We start from the raw sequence: 23,081 nt of genomic DNA on the forward strand, positions 1-23,081 counted from the left end.
ATTTTATTGAACAAACAAAAGCGTACATATCATTTCATTATTTTCGGAAAATATCCAACTTCTTCACCATGAGCTAATAATTGCTGAATAAATTCTTTATTAATCGCTGGCACTACCAGTTCTTTTTTCTTAATCCATTCATTCGTTCTACGAGTACCCATTACAATTTCAGATTGCTGTGCTCCATCTCCTGCAACTTGAGAAGCAATTAGCTCTGCTATTACTTCATCTTCCTTCGCTAATATAAGCCCCATATTTATATATTGCGAGAGTGGAACCATTTCAAGATTGTATCCACATTCCTCAATTAACTTTATAAAATGTTCAAATTCAATTTGATGTGGATGACAAATATGTAACGTCTCTCCTACAATTTTTTGATCTTGTAAATACGATACAATCGACTTACTGGCAAAGTCAATTGGTGTAAAATCAACCTTCCACTTCACATTTGGTGCCTTTCCAATTAGAAGCATCGTTTTAATAAGACGATAAAATGCATTTCCTTCAATGTTTTGTTGGAACGAACCCGTTTCTGAATGACATGCTAGGTTACCTGCACGATAAATATTCCCTTGTATGCCGCTCTTCAAAGCTTCACGAACAAGATTTTCCGCCTGTAGTTTACTATCGGAATACACATTCTCTAACTCTACATTATAATTGAAATCACCTGTTTCCATATATGTATCCCATTGCTCTACCGCTAAATCTATTGGAATACCAATTGTAGAAATAAAGTGGAATGTAGCACCATTCTCAGCTAATGCTAGCATACGGCCCGTGCCTTGGACATTCACATTTTCAAATTGTTTTACATCTCCAAAATGTCTTACATCTGCACCACAATGAATTACCGTATCAATCTTAGAACTAATTAAAGTGAATTCCTCTTCGCTCATCCCAAGATACTCTTCTCCGAGATCACCAGGTACAGCCTGTATACGCTGTAACCACTCTTCACATATATCATTAAAGTAACTTGCTAATGTATCGATAATTCTTTGCTGCACATCTTTTGTCGGCCTTACTAAACAATAAATAGTAGCAGATGTATCTCTCAGTAATTCATATAATATGTGCGACCCCAAATAACCAGTAGCTCCTGTTAAAAAGACATTTGAAATGTGGATGTCTTCCAAAGCATTTGAATAAGTAATGGTATCCGGTTCATGAATCACCTTATATTCACGGAACACTTCTTCTGTCTCTACTTTTACTTCTCTCTCAATTCTAGCTAATCCATATATCGTTCTTTCTTTAAAGAAATCCTGAATTGTTAAGTGTGAAAAATCTTCTTTTAACAATGTTAAGACTCGTAATACCTTCAATGAATGTCCACCAATTGTAAAGAAATCATCATGCACTCCAATTTTTGAAACCCCTAATACCTCCACCCAAGCGTTCGCTATCTGTTTTTCTGCTTTAGTAGAAGGCGCAACATATTCTTGTAGACGGATCGGCTCGTACTTTTCTTCTAACTGGGCTAACTTCTTAACATCAATCTTTTTATTTGGTGTAAGTGGTAGTTCATTAATATAAATTAGTTTAGATGGCACCATATAATCCGGTAACTGCTCTTGTAGCTGATAAACTAATTCTGGTATTTCCTTTTTGTTTAAAGTTGTATAGAATGCAATTAAATATTGGCTACCTTCCTTACTCTTCTTAGCAAAAACAGCATTTTCTTTTATATTATGATCTTGAGAAATTTTACTTTGAATTTCTCCTAATTCAATACGATGTCCTCTAATCTTTACTTGATCATCTTTCCGATGTAAAAACTCTATATTTCCATCTTCTAATAGTTTAACAATATCACCTGTTTTATATATATTGACTATAGGATTAAAAGGGTTTGGAATAAAAGCTTCAACTGTTTTTTCAGGCTTATTAAAATACCCCTTTGCTAATCCTACTGAATCTATATACAATTCACCAGGTACACCAATTGGACAAAGCTTCATATTCTCATCCAAAATTATAACTTGATAATTAGCACATGGCTTACCAATTGGGATACTCGCATCATCCTCATTCAACTGACTAGGTATTTGATAGGTTGTCGTCACTACAGTACATTCTGTTGGTCCGTATACATTATGAATTTCAACATTTGTACCTATTCTTTCTCTCCACAATTTAATAACCTCTACAGGCAACATTTCACCGCCAATAGCAATTCTTTTTAAGGAAGCTAGCTTATATACATCTTCTTTTGCTAAATAAGTTGCTACTTGTCGAACAAAAATTGTCGGCAACGCCAAGATTGAAGTCGCTTTTACTTTATGGATTGCAGTTGCAAATGCTTCTACAGACAATCGCTCTTCCTCTAATAATACATACAAGTTTCCTCCGCAAAATAAAGAAGCGAATGACTCCCATACAGAAGCATCAAAGCTAAAGGAAGGAAATTGTGCAAATACATCTTCTTCTATCAATTCATATTGCCTTTGCATCCAAGTGTACAGGTTAATAACACCTCTATGTGCTAACATCGTTCCCTTTGGATTTCCTGTTGAACCAGATGTATAGATCATATATGCTACATCATCACAATGAATAGACAACTTTACATCTGTAGCCTCACAAGTTTCACTATCATAAATTGAGACAGTTTGAACCTCATCACATGTTATAGGTGTTTCTTTCATTAAAATAACTTTCGCTTGGCTATCTTGAATAATGTACTGAATTCTACCTTCTGGATAATCTGGATCAATTGGAACATACGCTGCACCAGCTTTCAATATGGCCACCATACTTACTACTGTGTCTATGCTACGTTTCATAAATATTCCAACATAGTCGCCTAACTGCACACCGTTCTTAATTAACAGATGGGCTATTTGATTACTTTTTTTATTTAGTTCCTCATATGTTAAAGTACCCTCTTTTGAAGATAAAGCTGTACGATTCGGAAATTGAGTAACAGTTTTGTAGAACATATCGACAATACTTTTCTCAGGGTATACTGCTGTCGTGTCATTCACTAGATTATAAAGTGCCATCTCGGCCTCTGTAATAATATTAAAATGCTTTATATACTTACTTGTATTTTGTAATGCATCAATTAAAACACCATTTATTTGTTGTGCATAACGAATAATTGTTGTCTCTTTCCAATTAACACTATTAAATATCATTTCTACACTTTGCATATTTTTATTCAATACAAATTGTAACGTATTCTTGTCTTGTAAATCATAATACGTTTCACCAATAATAATAGGTGAAATTTCAGATGAATTATTACTGTTTTGAAACTCTCCTATTTCTTCCTCATTCATTTCTTGGATTTGTTCCACTTGCTCTACAATCTGCAAATTCAAACTTTCATAGGAGAGATAATTAGAAACTTCAATAGTAATAGGAAATAAACTTCCTCTTGTATGATAGAGCACGATAATGTGCTTTTCTTTAGAAATATGATATAACCACGTTGCAGTTGCTCCTATTAAATCTACAATATGAGTCAGTTTTGGAGATGGTATAGTTTTTCCTTTTATTCTAAACTCCATCTCCTGCGCATCTTTAGGTATTTTAATACTTCCTTCTACTTTTCCTAAAAATTCTTTTACCATCTCATTATAAGAAATCGCTAATTTCATATTTATGTAAATTCCTTTCCTAAATATAATAAAGGTGTGAAAATCCACACCTTTTTTCATCCCGTATTTACAGGCAGATTGGTTCAATTCATAATCAGAGGGTTGGATAAACCAACCCCTGATTAGAATTTCACTTTCTCCTTATTCGCTTTTAAACTCACCAATTAGCTCTTGTAATTCCTGAGAAAGCCAACTTAAAGAAGTCGCCAATTCTGCAATATCTTGTACTGATATTTCTTGCTCCTTCATACTTTCTTCAACATTACTACTGCTATTCGCATAAGTATTCGCGATATGTGATAATTCATTTACGACTTGAACGATATTCTGGCTATTTTGTAAAATATCACCTGAGTTGCTAGAAACAGCCCTAACTTGATCTGTAACAGACTGTGCTGACTTTGAAATTTTCTCGAAGAACGCACCACTACTTTGAACAAGAGTAATTCCAGATTCTACTTCTTTTGAACCTTTCTGCATTGAAACTACAGCCTCTTCTGTTTCAGTCTGCGTTTCACTAATTAATTTCGCTATATCTTTCGCTGACGTTTCAGTTTGTTCTGCTAATTTGCGCACTTCATCAGCAACAACTGCAAACCCTCTTCCAGCTGCTCCAGCACGTGAAGCTTCAATAGAAGCGTTTAAGGCTAATAAATTTGTTTGATTTGAAATACCTGTAATTACAGTTACAATATCACTAATTTCTTTTGACCTTGTTTCTAACGAATAGATGATAGAAGATAAATCTTGTACTGCATTTTGGATTAAACTCATTTGATTAATGATTTGTCCAATGACTTCATTACCTTCAATTGAATGTTGCTCCATACCTTCTGAAGCAACTGCAACTTGTTTCGCAGCCCCAGTTATCTCTTCTACCTTATTTTCCATTCCATGTACAATTCCTAGGCATTGTTGTACTGAAGTTTCTTGAGATTGCGCTCCTACTCTTAAACCTTCAATAGAACTTGCAATCTCTTGAACTGCCATACTGTTTTCCTCTGTACTTGCCGACAATTCTTGTGAAGAAGAAGAAACTTGCTCAGCAGTCTGTCTTACTTTATCTATAATTCCTTTAAATTTATCAATCGTATTATTGAAATATATATTAATAATTCCAATATCATCTGGTCTTTCTTTTAATTTAATACTTAAATCACCTTCACCAATCTTACGTAATCCCTCTCGTAAATCTTTTAATGGAGCTAACGAGTGACGTACGATAAAGAATTGAGTAATAGTTGCAATTGCTAATGAAATAATAATAAAGAGTATACCCTGTATCACAAAATTCTTCTTTGTACTAGGAACGATAGAAGCATCTAAGTCAGCCGCAACAATTGCAACAATATTGTTTTCTCCATCTGTAATTGGCTCTAATATTGTCACCCACGAACCTAATTCATCTTCATATACTTCTGTCATCTGAGCCTTTTTCGTATCCATCACTTTATCGTATGCATTCATCCAATGAGCGGGTTGTTCATAATAATCTCCCGGCTTTACAGGGACTGCATTTGTTAACTCTGTAGTCAAACCAACGAGTTGTAACTCTCGCTTTTCATTCGCTTTTGCTCCTGTAACATACGTTTGTCCAACACTTTTCAATTCTTTTGACACTTCATCTAATTGCTCTGTTAACTTTTCTTTTTTCACTCTTTCGGCTGTAGGATCTTTCGTCATGTCTCTAACTAATTCTACATCCAGTTTTTTTAGCACTATCTCTCCCGTTTCAATAGACTGTCTTTCAAATAAAGACATCATACTATTTTGAAACATGTTGAAGCTTAATGCACCCATACTTCCAACAAGCGTCAAAATAACTAAGACAGTTAATAAGACGTTCTTTTGAAGAAATGATAACTTATGCCAATACTTTTTCACTAATATTCACCTTCCTTAATTATCAAAATTAAAAACAAAAAAACAAAATATACGAATATTTTGCTTGAAAATAATTCTCAATATGTTCGAGAATAAAAAAAGACCAATGTAAAAACATTGGCCAAGACCAACCCTATCCGTCCGGTAACTGGCTAGCATAGCCTTTCGACCTTAGCTCCTGTAGTTTTGCGTCCTCATGTTTCCATAAGTTTGCCTTTCTCGCTGAACGAGTTGAACGATATGGGAGTTCTATGAGAATTACAATATTCTCTTTCAAAGATTACAACATAAAAATTAAAATGTCCACCCATTTGTACATATAAATATAAAGTTTTAACGGATTATTTTTTCGAAATAATTTAACAAAGTACGTGAATGTTACATTTCTTGTGTTATATAATAAAAAATGTATATAAAATAAGGATTATTACGGATGTTTATTTAATTTTCATTCAAATTAAATTATTCGAATATATCTTAACTTACGAATTTCGGAGGTAGTTTATCATGTTTTGGCTACAATTTCTTACGTTACTACTCTGCATTTTTATTGGCGCACGCCTAGGCGGAGTTGGTCTAGGAGTAATGGGTGGCGTTGGTATGGCAATACTTGTTTTCGTCTTCCACTTACAACCTACAGCCCCTCCTATTGATGTAATGCTTATGATTTTATCAGTAATTACAGCTGCCGGTGCTTTGCAAGCCGCTGGAGGGATGGACTATCTTGTTCATCTAGCTGAGAAAGCTTTACGAAAAAATCCAAAGCGTATTACTTTTTTCGCTCCAATTGTTACGTATTTATTCACACTATGTGCTGGCACTGGTCACGTTGCTTATTCTGTACTTCCTGTTATCGCGGAAGTCTCTCGTGAATCAGGAATTAGACCTGAACGACCAATGTCAATTGCCGTTATCGCTTCCCAGCAGGCAATTACAGCTAGTCCAATATCGGCTGCAACAGTTGCACTTTTAGCAATGTTAGCCGACTATAAAATCACCCTGTTAGATATTTTAAAAGTCAGTATCCCTTCTACTTTCATCGCTTGTATGGTAGCTGCATTCGTTGCTAGTAAAATGGGAAAAGAATTAAATGAAGACCCTGAATACTTGAAGCGATTAAAAGAGGGAATGATTCCTAAACTTGAAGAGAAAAAAGAATTTGTAAGTTCAAAAGGCGCGAAATTATCAGTTATTCTTTTCCTAGTCGCAACTTTCCTTGTTGTACTTCTCGGTTCATTTGAAACACTTCGTCCAGGATGGATGGTTGATGGGAAATTAATTCGTCTGTCAATGCCAAACACAATTGAAATGGTCATGTTAACCATTGCTGCTCTTATTATTATTTTCTGTAAACCAAATGTGGAAAGCATTGTAACTGGTAACGTCTTTAAAGCAGGCGCAACAGCAGTTGTTGCTATTTTTGGTATCGCCTGGATGGGAGATACGTTCTTCAATGGAAACTTAAATATAATTCAAGGATCAATTCAACACTTAGTAACAAGTGCACCATGGCTATTTGCTATCGCACTATTCATTCTATCTATTTTACTGTATAGCCAAGCAGCAACAGTTCGTGCTTTAGTGCCACTTGGACTATCACTTGGTATTCCGCCGGCATTACTTATTGCAATGTTCCCTGCGGTAAATGGATACTTCTTCATTCCAAACTACGGGACAATCGTTGCTGCAATTAATTTTGATCGCACTGGTACAACAGGAATTGGTAAATATGTTTTAAATCATAGCTTTATGATTCCGGGCCTGATCGCAACCTTTACTTCTATTGGAATTGGAATGCTCTTAATTTCCATTATGTTTTAAAGAAAAAGCACAAACCTTTATTTAAAAAGGTTTGTGCTTTTTTAATCAAACGTTTGTTTAAACTTTTTTGGCAGTCTATTCCTCCATATAGCATTTAAAATATTACATGGGCTTTTTCTACAAACTTTTATTTACTTCTTCAGCTAATTTCCTCGTACTTTCATAAGCAGATTCCGCTAAACTAATTGCTGAAATAACTGAAACACCGTCCGCACCCGCTTCTATAACCGCAGCTGTATTTTCAATTGTAATCCCACCAATACCAACAATCGGCATTGTAATTCCTTGTTCTCTAAAATGAGCTAAACCTTTCGTTCCTTGCACAGCTTTCGTATCTTTTTTTGTACTCGTTGGGAAAATAGGGCCAACTCCTAAATAATCAGCCCCGTTTTCAATTGCAAAGCGTGCTTCTTCAATTGTATGGGCAGATACACCGATAATTTTATCTCCCATCTTTTCACGAACAGATGTAATTCCTTCATCATCTTGTCCAACATGCACGCCATCTGCATCTAACTCGAGGGCTAGTTCCACATCATCGTTTACGAGGAATGGTACACCGTACTCCTTGCAAAGCGCTTGTAGTTCTTTCGCAAAATCAATACGTTTCTCTCCCGTTAAAGCCCCTTCTCCCTTTTCACGAAGTTGAAAAATTGTTATACCACCTTCTAGTGCATCTCTCAATACTTGTAGTGGCTCCTTCGTACAATTGTTACTTCCCATAATAAAATATACTGGTAATACCCTAGACATTTTATCCATTGTAATGCGCGACATCTAGTTCCCCTCCTTACTGTATAACCTCAATCTTTCCATACTTCTCAATATCATCTGAAGTTGTATTCGCTAACTGATTTAAAAATTCAATTTGAAAGCTTCCTGGTCCACTCTCTACTGTTTTCGAAGCCGCTATTTCTGCTGCTACTCCATAGAATGTTAATGCGGCTACTGCTGCCTTTACATAATCCTTTTCTACCGCTACAAATGCTCCTATTACAGAAGTTAGTAAACAACCTGTTCCAGTAACTTTCGTTAAAATAGGATGTCCATTTCGAATAAGAATAGTTCGCTCTCCATCTGTAACAACATCTTCTTGTCCAGTAATTATCGCAACTGTATTTAATTCATCCGCTGCCTGTTTTGCAATATTTACAACATTACCGTTTCCAGTACCAGCATCTACACCTTTAATTTCCCATTTCTCATTAATAACGTTAGCTATTTCAGCTGCATTCCCGCGGATAACAGCTAAATCGATTTCAGCTGGAATATATCTCGCAACTTCTGTTCGATAAGAAGTTGCTCCTGCCCCAACTGGATCAAACAATACTGGTACATCATTCTTATTTGCTGATTTACCAGCAAGTAACATCGCTTCTACCTCTTCAGGACGAAGTGTACCCATATTTAAAACAAGGGCTCCCGCAATGCTAGCCATTTCTGCTACTTCTTCTTTTGCATACGCCATTACAGGTGATGCTCCTAATGCTAACAAACCGTTTGCTGTAAAATTTGTTACAACAACATTTGTAATATTATGCACGAGTGGATTAGACTCTCTCACCAAATCCACTACTTTACTAATTTCTTTCATATTCATCCTTTTCATCTCCTAACTATAGTGATGGGAGATACACAAAAAGGCACTTTGCGCGTACGCAAAGTGCCTGAACATGTGCTTTTACACTCTCCCTACGCTGGCATTATCCAACAGGTTCAAATGGTCAATGACGGACTAGTCATACTCTCAGTTTGCATCCACAAACTCCCATGTGTTTATTATTCATCTACTTCAAAGTCTACTCTTATTCTAGTAAAATAACAAGTTCTTTACTTTTATAGAATGATAGAGATCAGAACTCTCCTGGTTCAACCATTCTTCGCCTTTATATAAGTAAAACTCTCACACGTATATTTCACCACAAATAACTCAAACCGTCAGCAAGACTGAATAGAACAAAGATGTATGCTATATTTAACGTATGGAAATTTGAAAGGATGTTTTTAAATATGGCAAAAAGTATTGTAATTGCTGAAAAACCTTCTGTTGCACGTGATATCGCACGTGTACTGAAATGTGATAAAAAAGGGAACGGCTATCTTGAAGGTAGTAAATATATTGTTACTTGGGCTTTAGGTCATCTCGTTACATTAGCTGATCCAGAAAGCTATGATGTGAAATATAAACAGTGGAATTTAGAAGATTTACCAATGCTACCGGAGCGTTTAAAACTAACCGTTATTAAACAAACAGGGAAACAGTTTAACGCTGTAAAAAGTCAGCTTCTTAGAAAAGATGTAAATGAAATCATTATAGCTACTGACGCCGGTCGTGAGGGAGAGTTGGTCGCACGCTGGATTATCGATAAAGTTAAAATGCAGAAACCGATTAAACGTCTATGGATTTCATCTGTTACCGATAAAGCAATTAAAGATGGCTTCGCAAATTTAAAACCAGGAAAAGCATATGACAATCTATACGCTTCAGCTGTCGCACGTTCAGAGGCTGACTGGTATATCGGACTTAATGCGACTCGAGCATTAACTACTCGCTTTAATGCCCAACTAAATTGTGGTCGTGTTCAAACACCTACTGTAGCCATGATTGCAAGCCGTGAAGATGAAATCAAACATTTCAAAGCTCAAACTTACTATGGTATCGAAGCTCAAACAGCTGAGAGATTAAAGCTAACTTGGCAAGATACAAAAGGAAATAGCCGTAGCTTTAATAAAGAAAAAACTGATGCAATCGTGAACAAAATTAGTAAACAAAATGCTACTGTTGTAGACATTGATAAAAAACAAAAGAAATCGTTCGCTCCTGGTCTTTACGATTTAACTGAGCTACAACGTGATGCGAATAAAATATTTGGTTACTCTGCGAAAGAAACATTAAACATTATGCAAAAATTATATGAACAGCATAAAGTTTTAACGTACCCTCGTACAGATTCACGCTATATTTCATCTGATATTGTCGGAACACTTCCAGAGCGTCTGAAGGCTTGCGGAGTTGGAGAATACCGTCCTTTAGCACATAAAGTATTGCAGAAACCTGTAAAATCTAATAAATCATTTGTTGATGATAGTAAAGTAAGTGATCATCACGCAATTATTCCAACAGAGAGCTATGTAAACTTCTCAGCTTTCACCGATAAAGAACGTAAAATTTATGACTTAGTTGTAAAACGTTTCTTAGCTGTTTTATTCCCGGCCTTTGAATATGAACAACTAACATTGCGCACGAAAATTGGTGACGAAACGTTCATCGCACGTGGAAAAACGATTTTACATGCTGGTTGGAAAGAAGTTTATGAAAATCGATTTGAAGATGATGATGCAATCGATGATGTAAAAGAACAAATCTTACCTCGCATCGAAAAAGGCGATACATTAAACGTAAAACTAATTGTCCAAACATCAGGTCAAACGAAAGCACCTGCGCGCTTTAATGAAGCAACATTACTTTCAGCGATGGAAAACCCAACAAAATACATGGATACGCAAAACAAACAACTTGCTGACACGTTAAAGTCAACTGGTGGATTAGGTACTGTAGCTACACGAGCTGATATTATCGACAAGTTATTCAATTCGTTCTTACTTGAAAAACGTGGTAAAGATATTCATATTACTTCAAAAGGCCGTCAGTTACTTGATTTAGTGCCAGAAGAACTAAAATCTCCTACACTAACTGGTGAATGGGAGCAAAAGTTAGAAGCTATCGCTAAAGGAAAATTAAAGAAAGAAGTATTCATTTCAGAAATGAAGAACTATACGAAGGAAATTGTTGCTGAAATTAAATCAAGCGATAAAAAATATAAGCACGACAACATTTCAACGAAGTCTTGTCCAGACTGTGGTAAACCAATGTTAGAAGTAAACGGTAAAAAAGGAAAAATGCTTGTATGCCAAGATCGCGAATGTGGTCACCGTAAAAATGTATCCCGCACCACAAACGCACGCTGTCCTCAGTGTAAAAAGAAACTAGAACTTCGTGGTGAAGGAGCAGGCCAAATTTTCGCATGTACATGTGGCTATCGTGAGAAACTTTCTACATTCCAAGAGAGACGTAAAAAAGAATCTGGCAGCAAAGCTGATAAACGTGACGTCCAAAAGTATATGAAACAACAGAACAAAGAAGAAGAACCATTAAACAATCCATTCGCAGAAGCATTAAAGAAATTAAAATTTGATTAAACAAAAAGGTTCCTACCACTATCGGTAGGAACCTTTTATTTTTAATGAATAATTTTACTTCCTTTTGCGTTCTCAACAAACTTTTCACTTGATTTGTTAATTGGTTTTTTCAGTAATAATGCAGCCACAACCATGATTACTACGAAAACACTTAACACGAGTAAATCTCTAGTTACTATATCCCAAAGCATTCCACCTACTGTTTCACGAATTGCACTAATAGCATATGTGAACGGTAAGAACGGATACAGTGCTTGGAAGAACGGTGGTGTCATTTGAATTGGGAACGTGCCGCCCGATCCTGCTACTTGCAGTACAAGTAAAATGATCGCCATCGATTTCCCAACGTTTCCGAAAATAGAAACGAGTGAGTACACGATACAAACAAATACTCCCCCAATAAATAAACTAAATAACACAAACCAGAATTTATCGACTACGTACGTACCGAGTAAGAATATATCACCCATCGATACGATAAACGCCTGTGAAAGACCTATCGTTAAGAATGTTAATAAACGTCCAAAGTAAACTTCATGGCTCTTATAATTCGCGCCCTCTTCGTGTACTTCTACCGTTAATAATGAAACCATTAATAATGCGCCTACCCATAATGCAAGCACTGTATAGAATGGTGACATTGCTGAACCGTAGTTCGGCATTGCAAATAATTTATTCTCTTTTAAATTTACTGGATTTGCAAAGTAGTCACTTTGCTTTTCAACATCGTTTTTCAATAAGCGTATGATGTCTTTTATATCCTCTTCTGATTCAAAATCACGAATTTTATCTGCTAATTCTTTAATCTTTTTCTCAGTAGCTGGCATTTCAGCTTTAATATCTGCAATTTTCTTTTGACCATCTACTAAGCCTTTTGATGAGTCTTCAAGTAATTTTTTTACATCTGGAAGCTTCTTATCTGCCTCGCCTAAAATTTGAGATGTATTTTTAGACATCTCTTTTGTACGAGCAATTGCTGCGTTAAAGTTTGGAACAATTTCTGAATCGTAATTAGCTAAGATGTCACCTATTTGTCCTGAAACACTTTTAGATACTTGATTAATACTTTCAATAACATCTGCTGCTGGTTTTTGACCTTTATTAATAGCGTCAATTCCTTTATCAGTTAAATCCATTCCTTTTTGCAAACCATCTTTTGCCTTATTTAACTTAGCAATTGTGCCATTAAGATTTTTACCACTATTCACATCGGCCAAAACTTTATTTGTACTTTCCATAACCGGAATCATATCATTAACTAAATTCCATCCTGCTTGGAACTGTCCATTTAAATCATTTAAGGCTACTTTTGTGGAATCTAATCCATTAACGCCTTTGTTACTTAAGTCTGCTGTTGCTTTTTCAAGATTAGTTTTTAGTTTTGCATAATCCGTTACAGCTTGATCATAGTTCTCTCTACCATTGTTTAATATCTCATTAGCTTTGTTTATATCTTGATTTAAATTGCCTCTTAGCTGCTGAGCATCTCCTTGTACATTTTCAGCCTTATTTTTCAATTGTTCAGCTGTGCTTACTGCTTTTTCAAAGTCAGCTACAAATGTTGCATTATAGTCTTTTTCAGCTTGATTTACTAAATTATTTACTGCATCTAATTTTTGATTTACAGCATCTCGTACATCTTGTTTAACTTCTTGACCAGAACTAATTAAATCCCCTACATGCTTAACTCTATTGTTAGCATCCACCATAGAATTTTTAAGCACTTTTAGACTTTCCGCTCTGTTTCCAAAGAACTGCTTACCAAAGTCCGTTGAAGCTGATTCTTTAAAAGTTGTAAAGAAATCAATTAAATATGAAACACTATCAATACGGTCTTGGAGAAGTTTTGAAGCATCCTGAACATTTTTCTGAGCTACAGTTGGGTCCACGCCCTTATTTTGAAGCCCATCCATAACACTTTTCACATATGCCGTTCCAACACGAGTAGAATTGAAAACATTGTTTACAGTTTGATCAATATTTGTAGCAATATTTTTATATCCCTCACCATTCACTTGCGGTAACTCTGGAAGCGTTGGTATTTGTGGAATAGTTATATTAGGTAACTCTGGTAATTTAGCTGGATCTGGAAGTGTCAGATTAAAATCAAATGCCGGATTTTTTAAGTAATCCGTAATTGCCGCTGCACCATCTAAACCTTTTTGCATTACAATTAAGTTATTCTTAATAGTTCCTGGAGCACGTTTCAATGTTTCATCATTTCTCGCAAAGAATTTATCTAAATTCCCTAACGCTTCTTGCCCATCATTAATAACACTTTCTACAACTGGCAACTCTTTTTGCGCTACTTTCACAACATCTTCCGCTCGAGTCGCATCATCTAATGCCTTATCCACAAGTGTATTCATTTCTGGGAACTGTGCTTCTAACTTAAAGACAAGATCCTTGACCTTCTCAATACTCGGTAAGTTAGTTTCTAAATCGATTCCAAGGTCATTGAAGATTTTAAAAATCTCACCGTTTGCTGTTTTAACAAAGTTTTTACTAACCTCTTCTGTAAGACCCGATGCACCTTTAGCTGTAATCTTCGGTGCAATGGCATTCACCTTTTCATTTACATAGTAATCAATTTCCGGTTTCTGTGGATTTTCATTCAAGACTGTTGCAATCTTTTCAGAAAAATCTTTTGGAATAGTAATACTTGCGGAATAATCTCCACGCTCTACTCCATAAATTGCTTGCTTTTCATCAACAAACTTCCACCCGAAATTTTTGTCCTTCTTAAGTGAATCTACAATTTCTTCCCCGATGTTAATATCTTTCCCTCTTAAATTTGATCCAACATCTTGGTTAGAAACTGCAATCTGGATTCCTTTCGTATTTCCGTAAGGATCCCAAGAGGCTTCAATGTTAAACCACGCATATAACGATGGTAAAATCATTAACCCTAAAACAATAACAATTGCAGCCCAATGTTTGGCTACATTCCGTAAATCTGTCTTATAAATACGCCAAATCTGTTTCATATAAGCAATCACCTAATTATATATTTTTCTTTCTTTAGAAAATGATACATACATTTTGCAATTATATCACTTTCTACATCGTGGATTAAATGAAAACATACTATTTTTCCCATTAAATATTTCACTTACTTCATTATATAACGAAGTAAAAAAAGTATGCATACAAAATGACCAAATTAGTTTTACATTCAATAATAACAAATATATAGGAAATGTCATAAAAAATACAAGTATTTTCTCTTGGGAATACTTGTATTCACAAAAAAACCTCACAGCTTTTCATTATCTGTGAGGTTTTCTTCTATTATATATCTAATTGTACTTCTACACCGAAATGATCAGAAATTACATTTCGATTTGTTCCATTAAAAATGACTTTTGAAGAAGTAACTGTTTTACTTTGATTGCTTAATATTAGGTCGATTCGTAAGTTTTGTTTATTTTCATCCCAACCAGCAATTTCACCTTGGACAGTTGTTCCTTCATCCTTCTCTATCGCTAGTTCATATGTGTCATATAAACCTTTTTGCATCGTATACTCATAACCCTCTCCTTCCAAACGAGCATTGTTATTAAAATCACCCATTAAGAAGGAAAGTTCATTGCTATTTACACGCTCCATTAAACGATCAACTTGGTCTTTGAATGATTCTTCTTCATCATTCCACCAACCGAGATGGCAAGAATAAAACGTTATATTCTTATCATTATACACAATTGTTGCACTTACAATTTTGCGTGTTTTCCAATACGTTGTATCCTTATTTTCTGAGACAAAGAACGTATCTTCCCTTACAATGTTGTGCTTTGTTATAATTGCTAATCCTTCTTCGTACACATCATATCCAATATGAGAGAAATCCCAAATAATATTGTATTCTTTTACATTTAATGCTCTTAACTCTTTTAGCAGTAAAAGTCCAAAATTATCTTTTTTCTTGTTACCGCATACATTTTCAGCTTGTATAGACTGACTTACTTCTTGCAATGCGATCACATCATAATCTTCTTCTTGAATTGCTTTAGCAAGATACTTTATTTTTTCAATTTGATTCTCTTCTTGCCAAGAGTGACAATTTAAAGTTAGCAATTTCATATTATTACGCACCTAACATATCTTGAATATCTGACTTTAATACGTCAGCTTTCGGGCCATATACTGCTTGTACACCTTTATCTTTTACAATAAGTCCTAAAGCACCATTTTGTTTCCATTTTGCTTCTGGTGCAACAACATCTAAATCTTTTACTGTTACACGTAAACGTGTCATACAAGCATCTACGTCAGCAATATTATCTTTTCCGCCCAATAAATCAATAACTTTTGTTGCTAATGAACCATCTTGTACATTTCCTGTTCCTTCTGTTGACTCATCTTCATTATCAATATAGTTACCTGCACGTCCTGGTGTTGGTAAATTGAATTTTTTAATTAAGAAATTGAATAACGTAAAGTTAAGACCGAAGAATACTAATGAAACAATGACAAAGTTGATTAAATCCCTCGTTAATCCTGCATTGACCATCATTGGTGTACGTGTAATTAACTCAATAAATCCGAATGCATGAACACGTAGATCAATTAAATCTACTAATGCGAATGCAAGTCCTGTTGTAATTGCATACACAACATATAATACTGGCGCAATAAACATGAACATGAATTCAATTGGTTCTGTTACACCTGTTAAGAATACTGCTAATGCAGCTGATAAGAACATTGGTTTATATTTTGCACGTTTTTCCTTATCAACATTACGGAACATCGCAAATGCAATCCCCATTAACGCTGCTGTTGAGCCGATAACTTGTCCAGCTTTGAAACGAGCTGGTACAACGTTATTTAATAAATCGTTATATGCTTTCGTATCTCCATTTGCTAATAAGTTATTTAAATCTGTAATCCATGCAAGCCATAATGGATCTTGTCCTGCTACAATTTGTCCAACCTTTGAGCCAGTTAACATCGTATATGTTCCGCCTAGCTCTGTGTAGTTCATTGGAATCGTTAACATATGATGTAACCCAAACGGTAATAATAAACGTTCTAACGTTCCGTATACAAACGGTGCAACAACCGGTGCACTGTCTTTAGATGCTGCAATCCAGCGACCAAATTCATTTAATCCACTTTGGATAAATGGCCATACAAGTGATAATACAATCGCTGTGACTGTAGACCATACAATTACAACGAATGGTACGAATCGTTTTCCATTAAAGAATGCTAATGCCTGTGGCAGTTTGTTATAATTGTAGTATTTGTTATATAAAGTAGCTCCTAAGAAACCTGTGATAATCCCTACGAAAACTCCCATGTTTAATGCTGGTGCACCAAGTACAGAAGTGAAATAATCTTTTACAAGTAAATCACCTGCTAATGATGAAGAAACTGTCGCTTTTGAATCCGCTAACATTTGGGCGTTTACGCCAAAGATAGCTCCTGTAATTCTGTTTGTTAAGACGAATGCTAATAGTGCTGCAAATGCACCACCTGCGCGATCCTTCGCCCAAGATCCCCCAATTGCTACTGCGAATAAAATGTGTAGGTTTGTAATAATTGCCCAACCGATGTCTTCCATTACTCGAGCAATTGTATGAACTGCGTTAATATCCCCAGCAGACATCCCAATTAACTTACCGATCGAAATCATTAAGCCCGCTGCCGGCATTACAGCTACAACAACTAATAATGCCTTCCCGAACTTTTGCCAAAAATCAAAAGACGTAATTTTCATCTGTTCTTCCTCCCCTTTATTTATAACAACATAATGATTTAAATTATAATTTCTGTTTCTCTTATGAAAACGATTCCTTCTTTTTTGTTACGCAACCGTTTTCATAAATCTATTTTAATAAAAGCGTTTTCACATTGCAATAGAAATTTTTTTTTTTTAATAAAAAAAGATGCTCAAAGAGCATCCTTTTTTATTATGCAATGCGATAAACCCTTGTTTCATAAGGTTTTAACGTGATTGTAGTTAATTGATCATGCTCGGCAACTTTATAGTTATTTAAAAGCAAACGTTTGCGTTCTAGTGCAAATTTCTCCTCATTATACACTGCTTCCTCTTTCGAGATATTACTAATAACAATGATTTTTTCATCGTTTAATGTACGAGTATATGCATAAATTTGCGGATTATCTTCTAAAAGTAAATCATACGTACCATAATTTAATACATCGTGCTCTTTTTTCAAGGCAATCATCTTCTTGTAGAAATTGAAAATAGATCCCTCTTCATTTTTCTGATTTTCAACATTAATTCCCTTGTGGTTTGGGTTCATACCAAACCAAGGTGTACTCGTTGTAAATCCAGCATTACTTTCAGCATTCCATTGCATAGGTGTACGTGAATTATCGCGGCAAGAAGCCCATATAATTTCCATCATATCTTGATGAGATACTCCTTCTGCAATTTTCTCACGATATAAATTTTTAACTGCTACATCATCATAATCTTCAATATTTGGGAACTGAACATTTGTCATACCAATTTCTTGTCCTTGATAAATAAACGGTGTGCCGTGCATAAAGAAATACATCGCACCTAAAGCCGTTGCACTTTCACGCCAATATTCTTTATCATTTCCCCAAGTAGACACAATACGTGGCTTATCATGATTTTCAATGTATAAAGCATTCCATCCCTTATTTTCTAAACCTTTTTGCCACTTTGTTAATACTTTTTTCAACTCAACAACGTCAAGATCTTTCTTCTTTTCTGCATCCCATAAGCTTAAATGCTCGAACTGGAATACCATATTGAATTTACCGTTCTCTTCTCCAACCCAAAGATCAGCATCTTCAACTTTCACACCATTTGCTTCTCCAACAGTCATAATATCGTATTTAGCAAATGTATTTTCTTTTAATTCTTCTAGTAATGGCTGGATACCATCTACATTCATATGTTTGTCAAAAGAAGGCACATACTTTAACCCTTTTGGGTTTGGCATATCCTGTAAACCATCTTCTTTTTTTATGTGGCTAATCGCATCGACGCGGAAACCATCAATACCTTTATCAAGCCACCAATTAACAGTATCATATAAAACTTCACGAACTTCTTTATTCTCCCAGTTTAAATCTGGTTGTTTACGCGAGAATAAATGTAAATAATATTGCTCTGTCACTTCATCATATTCCCATGCAGAACCATTAAAGATACTTTCCCAATTGTTTGGTTCCGCGCCGTCTTTACCATCATGCCAAATATACCAATCACGCTTCGGATTGTCTTTAGAAGAACGTGATTCAATAAACCACGGATGTTCATCACTTGTATGATTAATAACTAAATCAATAATAAGCTTCATATCACGCTTATGAACTTCATCTAGTAATGCATCAAAGTCTTCCATCGTACCAAATTCATCCATAATATCTTGATAGTCACTAATATCATAACCATTATCGTCATTAGGTGATTTATACATTGGACAAATCCAAATTACATCTATACCTAAATCTTTTAAATAATCCAGTTTTGCAATAATACCTTGTAAATCTCCAATACCATCACCATTTGAATCCATAAAGCTACGTGGATAAATTTGATAAGCGACAGCTTCTTTCCACCATGTCTTATTCATACTAATTCTCTCCTTTTGCATCCCATCTGATTTTTTTATGCAAACGTTTTCGTAACACTATCATAACAAAATATGAATAGTTTGCAACTGTTTTCATTGAACTCTATGTAGATTCCTTATTCTTATGCTTTATTTATTTCTCACAAAGATAAAGTGAAACTTTAATCAGTGTGGGGTGTCCATCCCCCACTGATTATTAGCCCTTACCAATCGGGCTTTTACGAGCAGCCCTATCTTCTTGCTTCAGCCGGATTGTCTTACTGCTTGGCAAATAACGGGATAAATCTAATCCTTCTCCTCTTCTCGTCCATGCGTGTTAAATATACTCCTCATATAATAATACAAGCTCATATTATTTCAGAAAGGAGATATAAATTGAAACAAACAAAATTAACTGGTCGTATCGTCGTTCCCTCGAATCCTGGGTATGACATAGCCCGAATAAATTTAAATTTAAGCATTCCAAAATTTCCTTGTATTATTGTTTTTTGTCAAAATAAAAATGATGTGTGTAACGCCTTAAAATGGGCACGTGAGCGTCATATACCATTTCGCTTAAGAAGTGGACGTCATAGCTACGAAAATTTCTCTCTTTTAAATGGCGGACTTATTATTGATGTGAGTGAAATGAAGCAAATTACGGTTAGTACAGAGAAATTAACAGCAACAATTGAAGCTGGTGCAAATCTTGGAACTGTTTATAAAGAACTTTGGAAATATAGTGTTACAATACCAGCTGGCACAAGTGCAAGTGTCGGAATTGTGGGGTTAACACTCGGCGGTGGCATTGGCATGCTTTCACGCTTATTTGGACTAACATGTGATCAATTAGTAGAAGTCGAAATGGTACAAGCGTGCGGAAAATTTGGTGCAAAAATCATTCGTGCAAATGAACAAGAAAACCCTAACCTATTTTGGGCATGCCGTGGCGGTGGTGGTGGAAATTTCGGAATTGTTACTTCCTTAACCTTTCGAGTCCACCCTATTAAAAACGTATCAATTTTCTCACTTACATGGGAATGGAAAGACTTTATTGCTGCATTTCAAGCTTGGCAAAACTGGGCACCTTATATAGATGAACGTCTCACTTCATCAATTGAATTATTCTCTAAACAACGAAATAAAATCGAGGTGAAAGGTGAATTTGTCGGCTCTCCTTCTGAACTCTATCATCTATTATCTCCTCTTCTTGAAACTGGTAATCCTTCTCTCTTTATAGATGAAGTCCCGTATATAAAGGCTGTTCAATTCTTTAATAGCGGCAATATTCCTGAAAAATTCAAACGTTCTGGTTCCTACGTATATAAACCTATCCCTCTTAAAGGTATTCAAATCTTACAATATTTTCTTTCTCATGCACCAAATAAAGATGCGAGTATTTGGCACCAATCACTCGTAGGTGCTGTAGAAAACATTTCGCCTAATGAAACAGCTTATTTCCACCGCAAGGCAATTATTGCTCAAGAATATATTACTTCTTGGAAATGCAACGATGAAGAAAATCGAAATATACGCTGGGTTAAAGATTTACGGGAAAGCTTAGATCCTTACACACTGGGAGACTATGTCAATTGGCCCGATATCGACATAAAAAATTGGCAAACTAGTTATTATGGCTCTAATTTTCAAAGGTTGCGTAAAGTGAAGACAGCATATGACCCTTGTAATGTTTTTCGTTTTCAACAAAGCATTCCTCCTTTCCATACGTAAAAAGGAAGAACAGAATTCTGTTCTTCCTTTTTACATTGAAAATCGTTCAATGGTTTGTTTCAAGTCCGCTGCTTGCTTCTCTAAATCCTTTAATAATTGATCGATTACTACCATATTTTTAGATTGTTGCAACGTCACACGTGCCACTTCTTGTGAACCAGCTGATGTTTCCTCAGCAATTGCTGCTACAGCCTTCGTCTGTGCTCCTGTTTGATGAATGTGACTCACTTGTTCGTTCATATAGCTACTAATTTGCTTAGTTGCATCAGCAACTTCCATAATACTCGATGACATTTCTTTTAAAATTAATTCTGTAGCTTCTCCGCGTTTCGCCTCTTCTTTAGCTGTTTTCACTTGCTCCGTCATTTTCAATGCGACTTGTTGCACTTCCTCTTGCATATTTCGTAATAACTGCGATATATTTCTTGCAGAATGATCGCTTTCATCAGCAAGTTTACGTACTTCTTCAGCTACAACTGCAAAGCCCCTTCCATGCTCTCCAGCACGAGCTGCCTCAATAGAAGCATTTAATGCTAATAAATTCGTTTGACTAGCAATCTCACTCACAACAGAAACAATATGTTCTACTTGTTTCATTCGTTCTTCTAACTTCTGTACATTTTGCATCGAATCTTCATTCTCTTTTGCCAATGTTTGAATGCCTTGAATTAAAGAAGTAAAGACACGTGTACTTTGTCCTAAAGCTTGAACCATTTCTAAAGACAACTCGTCGGACTGTTTTGCTTTTTCTTCTACTTCACTCGCAATAGAGGTTGTTGTATCGACAGTTGAAACAATCGCCTGAATGGAAGCTGCTGATTGCTCGGCGCCAGAAGAAATCTCTGCAAGAGTTTCAGACACACCGCGTGCTTGCTTTGTCGCTTCCCCTGTTTGTCTTCTAATTTGCTGAACTTGATTATTTGTATACCAAAATGTAGTATCAATATTTTTTACCATACCTCTTAAGTTCTCGAGCATCATATTAAATGCAACACTTAAAGATTTAATCTCATCATCCGTTTTTGGTAACGGGACATCTTCACGAATATCGCCATCGGCCGCCTTCCTTGCAGCCTCTTCCAATTTTCGAAGTGGTTTAATTAAAAAGATTGCTGCTCCATACGCTAAAATTCCAGACCATACTACACCTAATAACATAACGATAATATTATAGACAGTTTGACTTACATAACTTTGAAAATAATCGTATATCACGTAAATAAAAAATATGCTTGTTGAATATGTAATAAAAGCTAAAACTGTAGTAAATAGCATAAGTTGTGTACGTAAACCAAAGGAAAAAGTTTTCCTTTCTTTTCCCATCTTTTCTTCCCCCTTTTTATAAGCAATATATGTACTGCCTATATATTATTATCCATATTTTCGTTATAGAAAGATATAGGGATTTTTAAAATCATTATTTCCTTGAATATCAAATCCCCTGAAAAAAATAAAGGATTCTGACAATTTATGACTAATAACAGAAATACGGGGCAACATTTGTAAATATATTTTTGACTGGGGGTTTTGTATGATTCAAGTTCGAAATCTAGTAAAATCATTCGGCTCACTTGATGTTTTAAAAGGAATTGATTTAGAAGTAAAAGAAAAAGAAGTTGTTGTTTTAATCGGTGCCAGTGGTTCCGGCAAAAGTACATTACTTCGCTGTCTTAACTTTTTAGAAATGTACGATGAAGGTGAAATTCACTTACAAGGTGAGCGAATTGATCCAAAGCATTCAAATTTAAACAAAGTCCGTGAAAATGTCGGTATGGTTTTTCAGCACTTTAACCTCTTTCCTCATATGACCTCACTAGAAAACATCATAGAAGCACCTATTCACGTAAAAAAATTGGAGACAGCAAATGCAAAGGAGATTGGAAATCAACTCCTACAAAAAGTCGGCCTACAAGATAAAGCAGATGTAACTCCCCACCTTCTTTCCGGTGGTCAAAAACAACGAATTGCGATTGCACGAGCTCTTGCCATGAACCCTAAAATTATGCTATTTGATGAGCCTACCTCAGCTTTAGACCCTGAACTTGTTGGAGAAGTGTTGCAAGTTATGAAAGAACTTGCTGAAGAAGGAATGACAATGGTCATTGTTACTCATGAAATGAATTTTGCAAGAGATGTAGCTGACCGCGTTATCTTTATGGATGACGGGAAAATTGTAGAGGATGCTTCACCAGCGCAATTTTTTTCCGCTCCATCGCATGAACGGGCAAAGCAATTCTTACGCAACGTTTTATAATATAACTTCTGTTTCAAA

General features: G+C 35.4%; 13 protein-coding genes and 2 riboswitches. Of the genes, 4 read left to right on the top strand and 9 right to left on the bottom strand.

The genetic code is table 11. The features are described 5' to 3' along the window. Positions 1–29: 29 nt before the first annotated feature. Both MKX77_RS21995 and MKX77_RS22000 read right to left on the bottom strand, forming a co-directional pair. Positions 30–3,611, bottom strand: a complete 3,582-nt coding sequence (locus tag MKX77_RS21995) for a non-ribosomal peptide synthetase family protein (RefSeq protein WP_341307795.1) — start codon at positions 3,609–3,611, stop codon at positions 30–32. Positions 3,612–3,752: 141 nt separating this feature from the next. Then, positions 3,753–5,495, bottom strand: a complete 1,743-nt coding sequence (locus MKX77_RS22000; RefSeq protein WP_215555109.1) for a methyl-accepting chemotaxis protein — start codon at positions 5,493–5,495, stop codon at positions 3,753–3,755. 140 nt (positions 5,496–5,635) lie between these two features. Further along, a riboswitch (cyclic di-GMP riboswitch) is annotated at positions 5,636–5,720 on the bottom strand. A gap of 282 nt (positions 5,721–6,002) precedes the next feature. Between MKX77_RS22000 and MKX77_RS22005 the strand changes: the two genes are divergently transcribed. After that, positions 6,003–7,316, top strand: a complete 1,314-nt coding sequence (locus MKX77_RS22005; RefSeq protein WP_215555108.1) for an anaerobic C4-dicarboxylate transporter family protein — start codon at positions 6,003–6,005, stop codon at positions 7,314–7,316. Positions 7,317–7,433: 117 nt separating this feature from the next. Here the strand turns inward: MKX77_RS22005 and thiE are convergent, their stop codons facing one another. Both thiE and thiM read right to left on the bottom strand, forming a co-directional pair. Further along, a complete protein-coding gene (gene thiE, locus MKX77_RS22010; protein ID WP_341307796.1) occupies positions 7,434–8,093 on the bottom strand; it encodes a thiamine phosphate synthase in 660 nt (219 codons plus the stop codon). Positions 8,094–8,106: 13 nt separating this feature from the next. Then, a complete protein-coding gene (gene thiM / locus MKX77_RS22015; protein ID WP_098167864.1) occupies positions 8,107–8,916 on the bottom strand; it encodes a hydroxyethylthiazole kinase in 810 nt (269 codons plus the stop codon). A gap of 72 nt (positions 8,917–8,988) precedes the next feature. Further along, a riboswitch (TPP riboswitch) is annotated at positions 8,989–9,098 on the bottom strand. 228 nt (positions 9,099–9,326) lie between these two features. Between thiM and topB the strand changes: the two genes are divergently transcribed. Continuing rightward, positions 9,327–11,516 (top strand): DNA topoisomerase III, encoded by a 2,190-nt coding sequence (topB, locus tag MKX77_RS22020; RefSeq protein WP_341307797.1) that lies wholly within the window; start codon positions 9,327–9,329, stop codon positions 11,514–11,516. Between the two features lie 41 nt (positions 11,517–11,557). Here the strand turns inward: topB and MKX77_RS22025 are convergent, their stop codons facing one another. From MKX77_RS22025 to MKX77_RS22040, 4 genes are all read right to left on the bottom strand, one after another. Then, positions 11,558–14,503, bottom strand: coding sequence for a YhgE/Pip domain-containing protein (locus MKX77_RS22025; RefSeq protein ID WP_341307798.1), 2,946 nt, complete (start codon positions 14,501–14,503; stop codon positions 11,558–11,560). 304 nt (positions 14,504–14,807) lie between these two features. Next, the gene (locus MKX77_RS22030; RefSeq protein ID WP_341307799.1) at positions 14,808–15,599 is read right to left on the bottom strand and encodes an endonuclease/exonuclease/phosphatase family protein; all 792 of its coding nucleotides are present in this window, start codon (positions 15,597–15,599) and stop codon (positions 14,808–14,810) included. Positions 15,600–15,603: 4 nt separating this feature from the next. Then, positions 15,604–17,241, bottom strand: a complete 1,638-nt coding sequence (locus MKX77_RS22035; protein ID WP_341307800.1) for a PTS transporter subunit IIBC — start codon at positions 17,239–17,241, stop codon at positions 15,604–15,606. Positions 17,242–17,434: 193 nt separating this feature from the next. Further along, positions 17,435–19,099 carry a glycoside hydrolase family 13 protein gene (locus MKX77_RS22040; protein WP_341307801.1) on the bottom strand — a complete coding sequence of 555 codons (1,665 nt, stop codon included), beginning with the start codon at positions 19,097–19,099 and terminating at the stop codon, positions 17,435–17,437. 375 nt (positions 19,100–19,474) lie between these two features. Here MKX77_RS22040 and MKX77_RS22045 point away from each other — a divergent pair, with 375 nt between their 5' ends. Continuing rightward, positions 19,475–20,809, top strand: coding sequence for an FAD-binding oxidoreductase (locus MKX77_RS22045; RefSeq protein WP_341307802.1), 1,335 nt, complete (start codon positions 19,475–19,477; stop codon positions 20,807–20,809). Between the two features lie 30 nt (positions 20,810–20,839). Here MKX77_RS22045 and MKX77_RS22050 read toward each other — a convergent pair whose 3' ends face one another. Next, on the bottom strand, positions 20,840–22,132 hold the full coding sequence (locus MKX77_RS22050) for a methyl-accepting chemotaxis protein (protein WP_341307803.1): 1,293 nt from the start codon (positions 22,130–22,132) through the stop codon (positions 20,840–20,842). 208 nt (positions 22,133–22,340) lie between these two features. On the opposite strand from MKX77_RS22050, the gene MKX77_RS22055 reads away from it, so the two are divergent. Next, positions 22,341–23,063 carry an amino acid ABC transporter ATP-binding protein gene (locus MKX77_RS22055; protein ID WP_002113623.1) on the top strand — a complete coding sequence of 241 codons (723 nt, stop codon included), beginning with the start codon at positions 22,341–22,343 and terminating at the stop codon, positions 23,061–23,063. Positions 23,064–23,081: the final 18 nt, after the last annotated feature.

It is taken from the genome of Bacillus sp. FSL R9-9410, from assembly GCF_038050385.1.
In the GTDB taxonomy this organism is placed as follows: domain Bacteria; phylum Bacillota; class Bacilli; order Bacillales; family Bacillaceae_G; genus Bacillus_A; species Bacillus_A cereus_U.